Origin of the sequence: Protofrankia sp. BMG5.30 (genome assembly GCF_001983005.1) — a bacterium.
GTDB lineage: Bacteria > Actinomycetota > Actinomycetes > Frankiales > Frankiaceae > Protofrankia > Protofrankia coriariae.
This window is the reverse complement of sequence record NZ_MOME01000015.1, coordinates 22798-37388: the sequence shown is the minus strand read 5'-3', so window position 1 is coordinate 37388 and position 14591 is coordinate 22798. Positions and strand designations below refer to the sequence as shown.

Genomic DNA, 14591 nt, shown 5'->3' with positions numbered 1-14591 from the left:
GGAGCGAACCGGAAGCTGTGAGCGCGGGGGGTGTGGGAGACGGCCGGTTCGTTCCGGGTGGGGCGGTGCTTGCCGTGGTGGTGGCGCGTGGTGGGGTGCTGCCGCTGGGCGCCGAGGAGAGCATCGCCGAGGCCGACGGGCAGGTGTTGGTCATCGGTGGCGGGGCCAAGGAGGCGGCGCAGGCGGTCACCGGCGCGTCGGCGCTGTGGTGGAGCGACACCGGCCCCGGGCTGCGCGCCGGCGCGCTCGCCCGGGTGCTCGCCGACGTGCTCGCCGACGTCCCGCTGCTGCTGTTGCCGGCGTCCCCGGACGGCCGTGACCTTGCTCCGCGGCTGGCCGCCGCGCTCGACCGTCCGCTGCTTGCCGGCGCCGTCGCGGTCCGGCGGGACGCCGACGGGGTGGTGCGGGCGGAGCTGTCGAGGCTGGACGACCGGCTGCTGCTCACGGTCGAGTGCGTGCGGCCCGCGGTGGCGACCCTGCTGCCGGGCGTGCGCTCCGTGCCCACGGCCGGGCCGCGTCCGGATCCGCGCGAGCTGCCCCTGCCGCCGCTGTCACCTTCGCGGTCCTCGCCGGTCTGGGCGCGCGATGTCGACGTCATCGAGGTGGTCGAGCCGGATCCGGCGACGATGGATCTTGCCGAGGCCGGCCGGGTCGTCGGCGGCGGCGCCGGGCTGGTGCCCCCCGGGTCCGGCGCGGATCAGGCGCGGGCGCTGTTCGACCTGCTCGCCGCCGTGTCGGCGGCGCTCGACGCCTCGACGGGGGCGACCAGGGTCGCCAGCGACGCCGGCTGGATCGGCTACGACCGCCAGATCGGCACGACCGGGGTGACGGTCGACCCCGAGCTCTACGTCGCGTTCGGGATCTCCGGCGCGAGCCAGCACGTCGGCGGGCTGGGCTCGCCCCGGCACGTGGTGAGCGTCAACGTCGACCCGTCCTGCCCGATGACCGCGATGGCCGATCTCGGCCTGGTCACCGACGCCCGTGCGCTGCTGGTGGAGCTGGCCCGGCGGTTCGGTGTCCCCGTCCCCGAGGAGGTCCGGCCGTGACGGCAACGCCCGCCGCGTCGTCGGCAACGCCCGCGGCGCCCGCACCGTCGGCGTCGGCCTCGTCCCCGCCGTCGGCGTCACCGGCGTCACCGGCGTCATCCGGCCGGGCGACGTTGCTCTTCGACGCGGTCGTCGTCGGTGCCGGCCCGGCGGGGTCGGCCGCCGCGCTCGAGCTGGCCCGGGCGGGCCGGTCCGTCGCGCTCGTCGAGCGGGGGCCGTTTCCCGGGTCGAAGAACGTCTACGGTGGCGTGATCTACGGCCGGGTCCTCGACGAGGTCCTCCCCGCCTGGTGGGAGGAGGTGCCGGTGGAGCGCTGGGTGGTACGCCGGTCGACGATGATCATGACGCCGGCGCGGTCGCTGTCCATCGACTACCGCAGCGAGGCCTGGGGCGCCGCCCCCTACAACGGGATGACCACCTACCGGGCGGACTTCGACAGCTGGCTGGCGGGCAGGGCCGTGGCCGCGGGCGCCCGGCTGGTCACCTCGACCGTGGCCACCGGGCTGCTGCGCGACGCCGCCGGCCGGGTCGTCGGTGTGCGCACCGACCGGGCGGACGGCGACCTGCGCGCCCAGGTCGTGATCGCCTGTGACGGGGTGAACTCGTTCCTGGCGAAGGAGGCCGGCCTGCTGCCGCGGGCCGACGCCGCGCACCACACCCTCGGCGTCAAGGAGGTGCTGTCGCTGCCGGCGGAGGTGATCGACGAACGTTTCGGGGTGCGCCGCACCGAGGGCGTGGACATCGAGATGATCGGCTGCACCCGCGGCATCCCCGGCGGCGGCTTCCTCTACACCAACGCGGACACGGTCAGCGTCGGCGTGGTGCTCTCCCTGCCCCACCTGGCGGCGGCGAAGGTGCGTCCCGAAGAGATCATCGCCGATGTGAAGGCGCACCCGGCCGTCGCGCCCTACCTGCGCGGGTCGACGGTCAAGGAGTACTCCGCCCATCTGATCCCCGAAGGCGGCTACGACGCGATGCCGCGGCTGCACGCCGACGGGCTGCTCCTCGCCGGCGATGCCGCCGGCATGACGCTCGCCGCCGGCATCTGGCTGGAGGGGGTCAACTTCGCCATCGGCTCGGGGCTGGCCGCGGGCCGGGCCGCCGCCCGGGCGATCACCGTCGGTGACGTCTCCTCGGCCGGGCTCGCCTCCTACCGGTCCGACCTGGAGGGACAGTTCGTGCTGGCCGACCACAGACGGCTGCGCGGCGCGCCCGGGGTGATCCTCTCCGAACGGATCCAGCAGCGGTATCCCGGCCTGATCACCGACATCGCCGAAGGGGTGTTCACCGTGACGAACCCGACGCCCAAGCCCGGGCTCACCCGGCTGCTGCGGCGGGCGGCGAGGCGCAACGGCGTGAGCCTGCGCGAGCTGGCCGCCGACGCGGCCCGGATCGGCCGGGTGTTCCGATGAGCCGCCTGCCGCTCGGCCTCGTCAGGGACCGCAGCCGGGATCGTCGCCGGGCCGGTCGGGCAGCCCCGGCGGCCGCACCGGCCAGGACCGGCCCGGCGGCCACGGGCCTGCCGGCAGACCCGGCGGTCACAGCTGGCTCGGCTCGCCCGGCCGGCTCGGGCGATGCGGCCGGGGCCGCCACGGGCGAACGCTGGCACGACATCTCCTTCGACGACCGGATGGCCACCGTCGACTTCCGGGTCGGCGAGCGGGCCCACATCATGGTCGACTCCGACGTCTGCCGTTCGTGCACCACGAAGGCGTGCGTGACCGCCTGCCCGGCCAACCTGTTCGCCCCGACCTCCGACGGCGGCATCCTGTTCAACTACGAGCAGTGCTTCGAGTGCGGGACCTGCTACATGATCTGTAACGGCGAGAACGCGATCAGATGGACCTACCCGGACGGCGGGCAGGGCGTCGTCTTCCGGCGGGGGTGACGGCGCCATGACGTCACAGCCGTCCGGACCGACGCTCACGACAGCGGCCGAGACACCAGCCGGGGCCGTGGCCGAAACAGCAACCGATACCAGGACGTCGGCCGGGACCCCGCTCGGGACGTCGGCCGAGACCCCGGCCGACACCGGGGCAGCGGCCGCTACCGGGGCCGTGGCCGGGGCGGTGGTCGCGCCGCTCGTTGCCGTGTGCCTGTGCCACACCGACCTGCGGCCGGATGTCGACCCGCTGACCGGGGCCGTCACCCGGGACCTGCGCGGCGCCGGGATCGCCCCGGCCGAGCAGGCCGCCCTCGAGCACGCGCTGCGGATCGCCGACGCCTGGGGTGGGGCGGTGCTGGCCGTGGCCGCCGGTCCACCCGCCGCCGGCGAGACCCTGCGCGCCGCGGCCGCGCTCGGCGCGCGAGTGCTGCGGGTCCCATGGCCGGCGTCGGCGCCGGCATCGGGGGCGGCGTCGGCATCGGGGGCGGGGCCGGCATCGGGGGCGGGGCCGGCGTCGCACACCGGCGGCCCGCGCCACGGTGACGATCCCCGGCACCTCGGCGATCCGCTCGGCTCCGCCCGGCACTACCTCGACGATCTCGGCCGGGACGAGCGCGCCCTGGCCCAGAACCTGCTCGCCGCGATCCGTACCGTCGGGGAGCCGGCGCTGGTGCTCTGCGGCGACCGCTCCCCGGACCGGGGCACGGGCGCGCTGCCCGCGCTGCTGGCGCACGAACTCGGCGCCGCCCAGGCGCTCGGGCTGGTCGACCTGCGTGTCGACGGCGGGTCGCTGCTGGCCGAGCGCCGTCTCGACGGCGGCCGGCGGGAACGGTTGCGGGTGCGCCCGCCGGCGGTGTGCTCGGTCGAGGGCGCCGGCGTCCGGCCGCGACGGGCGTCCCTGCCGGCGGTCCTGGCGGCGGAGCGTGCCGAGATAGCCGTGCTGGACGCGGAAACCGTCGCCGGCGACGACCTGGCGGCCGCCGTCACGGTCCGCTCGGCGCGTCCGTTCCGGCCGCGGACCAGGGTCGTCCCGCCGCCGTCAGGCACCCCACGGCAGCGCCTGATGGAGCTGACCGGCGTGCTGGTCGCGCACGAACCGCCCACCATCGTCGGCCCCGTGGACGCCGCCGGCGCGGCCGACGCGCTGCTGGCCTTCCTGGAACGCAACGGCTACCTCGGCGAGCGGCTCTCCGCCGGGCCGTAGCCGCGCTACCGTCGGCGGTGGCTGCCCGGCGCCCGGCATCCGGCACGCGGCATCCGCCGTATCAGGGCTGTTCCTGCCAGGGCCGCCTCCGTAAGGGCTCCCCTGGCAGGGGCAGCCGCCGTACCAAGCGCCGTTGTCCCGTGGAGGGTGGACCTTGAAGGCCGTCAACCGGCAGATCCGTCTCGCGGCCCGTCCGGTGGGCCTGCCCGCCTCCGGCGACTGGGAGCAGGTCGAGACAGTGGTTCCCACCCCGGGTGAGGGGGAGTTCCTCGTCGAGATCAGCTATGTCTCCCTCGACCCGGCCATGCGGGGCTGGATGAACCAGGCGCGCTCCTATGTCCCGCCGGTGCCGCTGGGGGAGGTCATGCGCGCCTATGCGGCCGGCCGCGTCGTCGCCTCCAGGAATCCCGGGTTCGCCGTGGGTGACCATGTCACCGGGCCGTTCGGGGTTCAGGAGTACGCGGTCTCCGACGGCCGGGGCGTCGTCACGGTCGACACCGGCCGGGCGCCGCTGCCGACCTACCTCGGCGCGCTCGGGATGCCGGGCCTGACCGCCTACTTCGGGCTGCTCGACATCGGCCGCCCCCGGCCGGGTGACACCGTGGTGGTCTCGGCGGCTGCCGGTGCCGTCGGCAGCGTGGTCGGCCAGATCGCCAAACGGCTGGGATGCCGTGTCATCGGTATAGCAGGTGGCGCACGCAAGTGCGGCTGGCTGGTCGACGAGCTCGGTTTCGACGCGGCCATCGACTACAAGGAGCAGAATGTCGAGGACGCGCTGCACAAGTACGCCCCCGACGGCGTCGACATCTATTTCGACAATGTCGGCGGTGACATCCTCGACGGCGTCCTCGTCCACCTGGCCCTCGGCGCGCGGGTGGTCATCTGCGGCGCCATCTCGCGGTACAACGCGACCACGCGGGTCAGCGGACCGCGGAACTACTGGTGGCTGCTGATCCAGCGCGCGTCCATGACGGGGATGCTGGTCTCCGACTACGCCGACCGCTATCCGGAGGCGACGGCGGAGCTGGCCAGCTGGCTGGCGGACGGTTCGCTGCGGGCCCGCGAGGACGTCGTCACCGGCGGGATCGGGTGTTTCCCCGAGACGCTGCTCCTGCTCTTCTCCGGCGGCAACACCGGCAAGCTCGTACTCGAGATCGCCGGCTCCGCCCGCCTGAGCCGGGACGGCTGAGATGACCTCCGGGACGAACGCGCGGTGGTCCGCACGACGGGGGACGCAGCCTGCGTCGTTCCTGGCCGGATCCAGGGCAGCCGCCCGGAACAACGGGAGAGTCCGATCTTCTTCGAGACGTCGCTGTTGATGCTGACGCCGTGCTTACGGCCACGGCGCGCGCACAAGAGGTGACGCTCGCAAGAGGTGGCGCGCACAGGAGGTGAGAGGTGCCCGGGACGGTGCTGAGAGCATGGTGATCACCCCCTGTTGGGGGACCGCCGGATGAACGCGGAGACGACCGTGCGGCGGGTGCTCGCCTGGGCCACCGAGGCCGCTGGAGCCGCTGGCGCCGACCGGCCGGCGGGTGGTGACGCGGCGAGAGGGCCGGGGCCGCCACCGGTCGGCCCGCTGCGGGACGTCGGCGGGCTCGGTCGTCCCGGTGCGGCCACCGTGACGGCGCTGCGGGAGCTGATCCGCGGCACGGCCGCCCGGCTCGGGACGGGATCGCCTCCGTTCGCCGACCCGGTGCCGGTCGGCCCGGGGGCGCTGCTGCTGGCCGCCGCGGTCGGCGGGCGGGCCGAGCCCGTGCCGGCGCGGGCCCTCGCCGAGGCGTCTCCCGCCGTGGGGCTGCCCGCCGGTGGCTGGGCCGACGCGCTCGCCCGGCACGCCGTGGTCGCTCCGGCCCTGCTGGCCTGCCGGACGGTACCCCGCACGCCAACGCCCGAACGGACGGCAACATCCGAACAGGCAGCGATATCCGAACAGGCAGCAACAGCCGGGCGGGCAGCAACACCCGGGCGGACGGCGGACTCCGGGCCGGCCGCGGCATCCGGGCCGCCCGGGCCGCCCGGGCCAGCAGGGGTGCCCGGGCCAGCCACACCGGCCACACCGGTCGGGCTGGCCACGCCGGTCGGGCCGGCGGCGGAGCGGACGATCGACGCCGAGCTGGCCGACGCGCTGCTGCGGGCGTCTCCCCTGACCGCGGTGTTGTACCGGCCGCCGCTGGCCCGGTTGGCCCGCGGTGCCACCGCGACGCAGGCCGCGGCCGCCGTCGGCCTGCTCGGCCGGCCGCGTGGGCGTGCCGTGCTGACCGCGGCGCTGGCCGCCTGGTCGTCCGACCCGGCGGTGCTCGCCTGGCGCGCGGAGCTGCTGACCCGGCTGTCCAACGATCATCCCGATGTCGTGCTCGACGTCTATCTGCTGGCCCGGCTGCGCCACGGCGCCGACTGGGACGGGCGGCTGGGCGCGGCGGCCCGGGCGCTCGCCGGCACCGGGCCGCCCGACGACCTGCCTGTTGCCACCATCCGGTTCTGGGCGCCGCTGGCCGTGCTGGACCAGCGCGACCCGGAGCTGATCCGCTCCCGGATGTTCCTGGACGGCCACCGCGACGCGCTGACCCTCGTCCGGCGGTATCGGCTCGCCGTGTCGGTGGCAGGTGCGGCATGAGTGCGGGTGTACGCATGTTGCGGCTCGTCCCCCTCGACCCGACGGCGTTTCACGATCGCTACGTGTTGGCCGAGACCGACGAACCGGAGCTCACGCTCGGTGAGCTGTTGGCCGACCTGCCGGCGTTCAGCCTCACCCCGCTGGATCCGGCCTACCTGGACGTACCGGTCCGGCGGCTCGTCCTGGAGCTGGCCGAACCCGACCCGTCGACCCCGCTCCACCTCCCGCCCGGCCTGGACCTGACGGCCCTCGCCGCGGCCGGCTCCCCGCGCGACGGCGGGCCGGCGGCCGGCACCGACGCCGCGGACAACTCGGCTGCCAATCCCGCTGCCGGCGCTGGCAGCGGCCCCGGCAGCGGGATTGGCAGCGGGATTGGCGCGGACGTGGACACCCACGTCAGCAGCACCGGGCGGAACACCCCCCTGCCCGGGCAGGGCGGTGACACAGCCGGGCGGGACGCCGACGCGGCCGGCCCGGCCGCGGCCGCGGAGTCCGGGTATCCGGAGACGCTGAGCGAGCGGGAAGCCGTGCTGATCGCGCACGACACGGAGATCAACCGGGCCGCCGCGTACCTGGAGAGCGGCCTGTCGGTCCTGGTGCGCTGCGAGAAGCTGCTCGTCGAGCACCTGGCCCACGAGATCGCCGGCCGCTCCGGACGGCCCCAGCGGACGCCGCGGCCCGCCGGCGGCGCCGCGACCGCGGTGCCGGGGACGCCGTCCGGGCCGGGGGAGGCGACCCCGCTCGGTGGCGGGCGCCGCGCCGAGCTGCTGGCCGCGTTGCAGGCCGCGGTCGCCGACGCCAAGCCCGGTGACGTGGTGGTCGTCCCGCATCTGGACCTGCTCGCCGGCGGCAGCGACGCGGCGCTGACGAGCGAGGCCCGGGAGCTCGCCGACGTCCTCTACGAGCGCAGCGCGTGCGTGCTGCTGGCGTTCACCGACCCGTCCCTGGTGATCCCCGAGGTGCTGGCCAACCGGTTCGCGGTCCGGCTGTCGATCGAGATCCTGCCCCGGGAGGTGACGACCGGCTCCGGCGCGCGGGTGCCGGTGGGGCGGGCGCTGGTCACCCGCGAGGAGGCCGGGCTCTTCGACGGCTTCGACGCGGCCGACCTGTACAAGTACGTGGCCGGGATGAACGCCGTCCGGCTGCGCAACGCCCTGCGGTTCGCCTACCACCAGCACCGCCCGGCGCTCCGCGAGGGCGACCGGCGGCCCACCTTCGCCGACCTGCGTCACGAGCTGCGGGTGTTCAAGGCCCGTACGTCCAGCTCGTTCGAGGTGCCGAACGTGCCGTTCTCGGCGATCGGCGGCTACGCGGAGGTCAAGGCCGAGCTGGCGCGGGCGCTGACCATCATCGGCGGCGCCGTCGACCTGCCCGCCCATCTCCGCCACGACCTGGTGCCGCGGGGGTTCATCTTCCACGGCCCGCCGGGCACCGGCAAGACGCTGTTCGCCAAGGCGGTGGCCGCCCGGCTGGCCGCGACGATCCTCGTGGTCAGTGGGCCGGAGGTCACCGACATGTACGTCGGGGAGAGCGAACGCAAGATCCGCGATCTTTTCGCCGAGGCGCGGCGCAACGCCCCGGCCGTGGTGGTCTTCGACGAGTTCGACTCGATCGCGGCCAGCCGCACCGGCCGGGGCGACGGCGGCAGCCGGGCGGGCAACGCGATCGTCGCCCAGCTGCTCACCGAGCTGGACGGCTTCCGCCCCGAGGTGCCGGTTCTGATCATCGGTACGACCAACCGGATCGACCTGATCGACGACGCGCTGCTGCGGCCGAGCCGATTCCGCCCGATCAGGATCGGCCTGCCGGACGAGGACGCCCGCCGGGAGATCGTCCGGGTGCACGCCGAGCATTTCGGCATCCCRGTCGGCCCCGCGCTGGTGGACGCCATCGCGCGGGCGACCGAGGGGTTCAACGGCGACGAGATCCGCTCGGTGTTCCGCGACGGCCGCGCCGACGAGCTGGTCGGCGACCCGCGGCGGCCTGCTGACGCCCGCCGGCTCGGCGAGCTGATCGGGGCGTTGCGGGCAGCCCGACAGCAGCGGGAGCTGGCGAAGAGCCCGCCGTCGGACCGGCGCACCGAGGACGCCATACGTCGTGACATCACGGATACGCTCCCGATCGTCACCGATGGGGAAGAATTCACCACGGACACGGACGGGAACTCCCGGGCCGGGACGTCCCGTGCCACCGGTACCAGGCCCGGCCGGGGAGAGAGCACCGCGCCATGACCACACCAGCGCTGGACCAGCCGACCAGGGTGCTGGCGCGCACGTTCGCCACCCGGCTCCGCGACGTCCGGCAGGACTTCGTGGACCGGGACGAAGCGGTCGACCTGCTCGCTCTGGCCGTCCTGTGCCGCGAGCACGTCCTGCTCGTCGGGCCGCCGGGAACCGCCAAGAGCAGCCTGCTGGAACGCTTCCGCCGCACGCTCGACGCCTGCTGCTTCAGCTATCTGCTGACCCGGTTCACCGAACCGGCCGAGCTGTTCGGGCCGATCGACATCCGGCGGCTGCAGACCGAGGGCGTCTACCAGGTGAACACCGCCGGCATGCTGCCCGAGGCCGACATAGCCCTGCTCGACGAGGTGTTCCAGGGCAGCTCGGCGATCCTCAACACCCTGCTCACCCTCATCAACGAACGGACCTTCCACAACGGCACCCGCATGGTCGACACCAGTCTGATTACGCTGCTCGGCGCGTCCAACGACATTCCGGACGATCCGGTGCTGGCCGCGTTCAGCGACCGGTTCCTGCTGYGCTGCCGGCTCGACTACGTCCCCGACGACGACATCGAGGACGTCCTCACCCTCGGCTGGCGCGGCGAACAGGAACTGATCAATCCGGCGGCGGCCGGGGCAGGCGGCCCGGCCGGGCGCACCCGGGTCGGGTTCGGCCTCGCCGATCTCGGCCGGCTCCAGCGCGCCGTCGCCGACATCGACCTGACCGCCGTGCGCGGGCCGTTCGCCCGGATCGTGCGCTCCCTGCGCGCCGAAGGCGTCGTCTTCTCCGACCGGCGGGCGGTGAAGGCGCAGAAGACGTTCGCGGCCCGCGCGCTGCTCGCCGGCCGCGCCGCCGCCGAACTCGCCGACCTCGCCCCGCTCGTCCACCTGTGGACCAACCCACGGGACGAGCAGACGATACGCCGGATCGTCGCCGACGCCGGCGTGCCCGTCGACCGGCCCGGCCGTACCGTGCGCAGCTTCGGCGAGCTGCGGATCGACCTCGCCGAGCTGGCCGGCCAGCGTGCGCGGGTGGCCGGYGCCGAGGAGTTCCGGGAGCTGCTGCGACGCGGCCAGCGGCTCGTCCTGGAGCTGCGCCGCGACCATCCCGACGCCCGCGACCTGCTCGCCGACGTCCAACGCCACCAGCGGGAGACGATCGCCATCTACCGGGAACGGTTCGCCGAGGAGGAACTGGTCGATGTGTAACCCGCGCCGGGTCCGCGTCCGCGCCACCCGTGACCTCAGCGACGCCTGGGAGCAGGAGGTCCGCCGCCAGGTGACCCGGCGCGGGCAGGCCACCGGCGACGCCCGGATCCGCGAGCCGCTGACCGCCGGCATCGGCGCGCCCACCCTGGCCGCGCTGACCGGAGTCCTCGCCCGCACCGCCGGGTGGGAACGTGACGGCGAGTCGTTCCGGCACGCCCTCGACGGTGGCTGGCTGAGCTACCACCCCGCCACCCGCGAACTGGAGATCGTCGCGGAGGCCGTCGCCGAGGTGACGGCCTCCGGCGAGGCCAGCGCGGTCGTCCGCGGGCAGCTCGCCGAAACCGTCGAGGCCGAGGGCGAGGGCATCTACTACGACGACAACTACGGCGGCCGGACGCAGCGGTACGCCCGCCGGGAGGCCGCGCGCAACGCCGAGCGGGCCGTCGACGCCCAGGTCGAGGCGCTGCTCGCCGCCGCCCGGCAGCAGGCCGACAGTGCCGAGGGCACCGCCGTGAAGGCCGCCGCCGCGGCCCGCGCGGACGCCGCCCTGGCCGAGGCCGCCGCCGCCCGCGCCGAGGCGCTGCGCCGGGAGGCAGCGAAACGGCTGGTCACCGTCGGTATTCAGGGGCGCAACATCTTCCACCAGGCGCTGGCCGGGGCCTACCGGGACGCGATCCTGGCCTACGCCCGGGCCCGGCACGCCGAGGGCATCACCTGGTCGGAGAACGACGGTGTCCTCGACATCGAGTTCGAGCTGCGGATCTGATGGCCCGGCCGGATTCCGGCCGCCAGGCCACGGATCGCAGCCTTCGATTCTCGATTTCAGGTTCTGGGCTCCGGACTATGAAGCACGGCCACGACAGACCACGACCGACGAAAAATGATTTCGGGACACGGATTACGGGATTCGGGGGTGGGGCATGCGGGTCCGGGTGAAGTTCCGTTACCGCGCCGACAGCGGTGAGGTCGAGGTGTTCCGCGTCGAGGACACCGGCGAAGGTGTGCCCGTGGCCGACCACGACGCCCGCCACGACCGGATCACCGCCGACGTCGCCCGCATCGTCGAGAACAACGCTCTCATCGAGCAGGAGGCCCTCATCGAGCAGGAGGCCCCCGTCGGGCAGGAGGCCCCGCGGCCGGTACCGCTGGTCCAGGAGCGGCAGGCCGGGCAGCGGCCCGGCGAGCGGGAGCCGTCGACCGGACGGGCCGAACGAGGGCAACGGCTCCATGACTGACCGTGTGCTGCTCGAGCGGGCCGCGAGCTGCTACCTGCGGGCGGGGCAGATCGTCGAGGCCGCGCGCTGCTACCGGGACGCCGGCTCCTTCCAGCGGGCGGCGGAGCTGGCCATCCGGATCGGCCGGTACCGGGACGCGGTCGCCGACTACACCGCGGCCGGTCTCCTCCACGTCGCCGCGTGGCTGCTCGTCCACAACCTGGACGACCCGGCCGCCGCCCGCGCGTCCCTGCCAGCCGCTCCTGGCCCCAACCCTGATCATGATTCGTTCGAGCCGTCGGTCGGGCTCACGGCCGATCCGGCTGTCACGCCGTCGAACGTGCCGGCTGGTTCGGCCGGCATGGTGGCTGGTTCCCTTGGATCGGTGGCCGGTGCCGTCGAGCCGATGTCCGGTTCCGCCGTCGGACCGGTGCCCGGCGTTGCCGGGACGATGGGGGGACCGGCGGTTCCGCCGGTGCTCAACGTCATGTCGCGACGGCTGGTGCTGGCCCGTTGCGACATCGCCGAAGGGCTGCCCGCCCGGCGCATCCTGCCCGTGCTCGCCGACGTCCAGGCGATCCTGGCCGAGCCGCTGGCCGGCGAGCCCACCTGGCCCGTGGCCGCGGCCGACCTGCGGATCGAACGGTGGGCGGTCGCGCTGGCCGAGGCCGCGCACCGCTACGACCAGGTCGCGCTCGTCTTTGCCGCGGCTGTGCGGGGACGGCGTACCGGCGCGGAGCAACGGTGGGCCGAATGGTCGCTGCGGGTCCTGCACACCGAGCTTGTCCTGCCGCCCGTCACCACCACGCCGGCCCTCGCCGCGCCGACCGAGGCCGGGGTGACCAGCTCCGGACCCTCCGCTGCCGGGCCGTTCTCTCCCGGCGGGCCGTCCGCTCCTGTCGGGTCATCTGCTCCTGGTAGGCCGTCCGTCGTCGCGGGGTCGGTCGCCGCATGGTCCGCGACCAGCCCGTCCGCGAGGTAGTCGATGGCTCTGGGACCTGGCAGTCCGGCGTCCGGCCAGGGGCGGCGTCCGCGTCCTTTCGCCGGGCGGGAGATCCCGCCGGCAGCGGTGGCCGGCTTGCCCGGGCCGGCTGGCCCGGGGCCGGCGGTGTTCCTTGCCGGCAGGTTCGGCTCCGCCTCCGCGGCGCTTGTGTTCGCTGGTTCACTCGTGGCAACCGGGCATGGCGAGAGCATCCAGTTCCTCCGGGCCGACGGAGCGGCCCCGACCGGGACGCCCGCTCCGACCGGGACAGCCGGCCCGCCCGGCGCCGGTGGATCTGCCCTGACCAGAGCAGCCGGCCCGGCCGGGGCTGGCGGATCCGCTCCGGCCGCGGCCGGGGCTGGCGGATCCGGGCCGGCCGGGGACTGGTGGGTCGCCGCTGACGTGGCCCTCGACCTGGGCCGGGAGCTGGTGTCGACCGCACGCGGCCGGCTGTACGTCCGTGCCGGCGAACGCTTCCTGCCCGACCGCGGCTGGGACGCCCCGCCGACCGCGTCACCGGCCGCGTCACCGCCTGTGTCACCGGCCCGGTCGCCAGGCGCGCCACCAGCGGCAACGCCGGCCACGGCGGGCGACGATCGTGGGTCGGTGCTGGTGTCCGGGCTTCGTCCGGTGAGCGTCGTCGAGGTTGTGCGGACGGCCGGGCTCCATCCGGTGGCGGCTGGCCCGTCCGCCGAGGCGGTGGTACTGGTACCGGGCTCGCAGGCCGGTGGGGTCGTCCAACGCGCCCTGGAGCTGGGGCTGGACGTGCGGTACCGGCCTGTCCGGCTCGTCCCGCTGTTCGACGACACCACGCCGTCCGGCACTGCCACGGGCGCGGGGCCCGGCGCCGCCGTCGAGCCGTCATGGTCCGCCGTCGGCGGGCGAGGGACGGGAGAGCCCGTCGCCGGGGCGTCCGGCGGCGGGCGAATCATCATCGAACTACGACTTTCTGTGACGGATCCCAGGGTCTCCTGGGCATACGGGCAGAGCACCGGGGCGCCTTTCCCAGCATCGACTGCGAGTTCGACTTCGGCATCGGCGCGGGGGGAGCCGCTGCTCGCGTCGTTGCTGACGGCGCTCGATCACGACCCGTTCGTGCTGGCCTGCCGGGTCACCGGAGGCACTCTGCTGGTCCAGCACGCCATGGCGTCCGCCCTGCCCGATCCGTTGCTCGCCGATCTGGTGGACGCCRGTACGTGGGTGCTGGCCGACGCCTCCTTCGGCTGCTGGCGGCTGGTCGGCCTCGGTGCGCCCACGGACGCGGCCACGCTCGTCCGGCTCGCCGACGACTACCCGCTGGAGACGCCGGACCCGACCACATCGGCGGTGGACGGCACCTCCCTGGCAGCGGCCGGCGCATCGCCGCGGCTGGCGGGGCGGCCGGTCGCGATCGTCCCGGGCCGTACCGGCGAGGCCGACACCGACGCGGCGCTGCTCGACGACGACGACCTCGCGGCCGTCCCGCTGCTGCTGGAAGGRCATCCGCTCGCCGAGACCGCGTTCGTCGTCCGAGGCCGGGACCGGCATCTGCTGCTGGCCCCCGGAGGTCTGCTCGAACGGCTGCCGGTCGGTGAGCCGCTGTACTGCCTCGGGCCCGGCCCGCTGTTCCTGCCGGTCGGCTACCGGACGCGCCCGCGGCTGCCCCCGAGCGCCCGCCGGGCCCTGTTCGGCGCCGGGGACGACATCGCCGTGGTGGCGTTGCCGGACCGGGCCGTCGCCTTCGACCTGGGTACTCGCCATCCGGTGTGGACGCTGTGGGCCGGCCCCGGCCCACAGCTGGACCTCCAGCTTCCCCCGGAGATCGAGGCGGCGCTGGCGGATGTCGACGCGCAGGTCACCCCCCGGCCACCGGAGCCGGGGTCCGACCTGGCGCCGCAGCCGTCCGCCGACGGCCGGCAACGCGCCCGGGGGCTGTGGAAGAGGCTGCGCAACCACGCCCCAGAGGCGCCTCCAGCGCCGCGTACCTGGCTGGATGATGCCCTTGCGGCAGAATTTGCGGACGACTGGGTCCGAGCCGCGGAGCTCCACGAACGCAACGGCGACCCGCTGCGCGCCGCCCACCTCTACGAACGCGCCGCCCGCCGCACCGGAACCCGCGCCTCTCCGTAGGTCCGTAGGTCCACAGGCTTCCCACGCCCGTAGGCTTCCCGCGCCCGTGGGGTTCCCCGCGACCGACCGCCCGCGAAAGCCACCGGACTGGTCGCGGGGTTTCC

Annotated in this window: 12 protein-coding genes; all 12 read left to right on the top strand. The window is 74.8% G+C overall.

Annotated features, from left to right (window positions below):
• The first annotated feature begins 17 nt into the window (after positions 1-17).
• The 12 genes from BL254_RS09470 (at position 18) to BL254_RS09415 (ending at position 14487) form a co-directional block, all read left to right on the top strand.
• A complete protein-coding gene (locus BL254_RS09470) occupies positions 18-1046 on the top strand; it encodes a mycofactocin-associated electron transfer flavoprotein alpha subunit (protein WP_235433539.1) in 1029 nt (342 codons plus the stop codon).
• A 113-nt stretch (positions 1047-1159) separates the two neighbouring features.
• A complete protein-coding gene (locus BL254_RS09465) occupies positions 1160-2458 on the top strand; it encodes an FAD-dependent oxidoreductase (protein ID WP_076843096.1) in 1299 nt (432 codons plus the stop codon).
• Positions 2455-2934, top strand: coding sequence for a ferredoxin family protein (locus BL254_RS26950; protein WP_175648332.1), 480 nt, complete (start codon positions 2455-2457; stop codon positions 2932-2934). The genes BL254_RS09465 and BL254_RS26950 overlap by 4 nt, the downstream gene beginning before the upstream one ends.
• Before the next feature lie 7 nt (positions 2935-2941).
• A complete protein-coding gene (locus BL254_RS09455; protein ID WP_076843095.1) occupies positions 2942-4135 on the top strand; it encodes a mycofactocin-associated electron transfer flavoprotein beta subunit in 1194 nt (397 codons plus the stop codon).
• Positions 4136-4289: 154 nt separating this feature from the next.
• Positions 4290-5324, top strand: a complete 1035-nt coding sequence (locus BL254_RS09450) for an NADP-dependent oxidoreductase (protein WP_175648331.1) — start codon at positions 4290-4292, stop codon at positions 5322-5324.
• A 264-nt stretch (positions 5325-5588) separates the two neighbouring features.
• Positions 5589-6752, top strand: coding sequence for a hypothetical protein (locus tag BL254_RS26945; protein WP_047223340.1), 1164 nt, complete (start codon positions 5589-5591; stop codon positions 6750-6752).
• Positions 6749-8983: an ATP-binding protein gene (locus BL254_RS09440; protein WP_076843094.1), complete on the top strand. Its 2235-nt coding sequence runs from the start codon at positions 6749-6751 to the stop codon at positions 8981-8983. The genes BL254_RS26945 and BL254_RS09440 overlap by 4 nt, the downstream gene beginning before the upstream one ends.
• Positions 8980-10182 carry an AAA family ATPase gene (locus tag BL254_RS09435; RefSeq protein ID WP_076843093.1) on the top strand — a complete coding sequence of 401 codons (1203 nt, stop codon included), beginning with the start codon at positions 8980-8982 and terminating at the stop codon, positions 10180-10182. The genes BL254_RS09440 and BL254_RS09435 overlap by 4 nt, the downstream gene beginning before the upstream one ends.
• A complete protein-coding gene (locus BL254_RS09430) occupies positions 10175-10948 on the top strand; it encodes a hypothetical protein (protein WP_047223337.1) in 774 nt (257 codons plus the stop codon). Before BL254_RS09435 ends, BL254_RS09430 begins: the two co-directional genes overlap by 8 nt.
• Positions 10949-11102: 154 nt before the next feature.
• Positions 11103-11417 carry a hypothetical protein gene (locus BL254_RS09425; protein WP_047223336.1) on the top strand — a complete coding sequence of 105 codons (315 nt, stop codon included), beginning with the start codon at positions 11103-11105 and terminating at the stop codon, positions 11415-11417.
• On the top strand, positions 11410-12378 hold the full coding sequence (locus BL254_RS09420; protein WP_047223335.1) for a hypothetical protein: 969 nt from the start codon (positions 11410-11412) through the stop codon (positions 12376-12378). Before BL254_RS09425 ends, BL254_RS09420 begins: the two co-directional genes overlap by 8 nt.
• A 96-nt stretch (positions 12379-12474) precedes the next feature.
• Complete coding sequence (locus BL254_RS09415) at positions 12475-14487, top strand: hypothetical protein (protein ID WP_175648330.1); 2013 nt, start codon at positions 12475-12477, stop codon at positions 14485-14487.
• Positions 14488-14591: the final 104 nt, after the last annotated feature.

Bases quoted from the DNA above. Each gene is read 5' to 3' on its own strand.
- BL254_RS09425 (WP_047223336.1), top strand. From the start codon at position 11,103: ATGCGGGTCCGGGTGAAGTTCCGTTACCGCGCCGACAGCGGTGAGGTC.
- BL254_RS26945 (WP_047223340.1), top strand. From the start codon at position 5,589: ATGAACGCGGAGACGACCGTGCGGCGGGTGCTCGCCTGGGCCACCGAG.
- BL254_RS26950 (WP_175648332.1), top strand. From the start codon at position 2,455: ATGAGCCGCCTGCCGCTCGGCCTCGTCAGGGACCGCAGCCGGGATCGT.
- BL254_RS09430 (WP_047223337.1), top strand. From the start codon at position 10,175: ATGTGTAACCCGCGCCGGGTCCGCGTCCGCGCCACCCGTGACCTCAGC.
- BL254_RS09455 (WP_076843095.1), top strand. From the start codon at position 2,942: ATGACGTCACAGCCGTCCGGACCGACGCTCACGACAGCGGCCGAGACA.
- BL254_RS09420 (WP_047223335.1), top strand. From the start codon at position 11,410: ATGACTGACCGTGTGCTGCTCGAGCGGGCCGCGAGCTGCTACCTGCGG.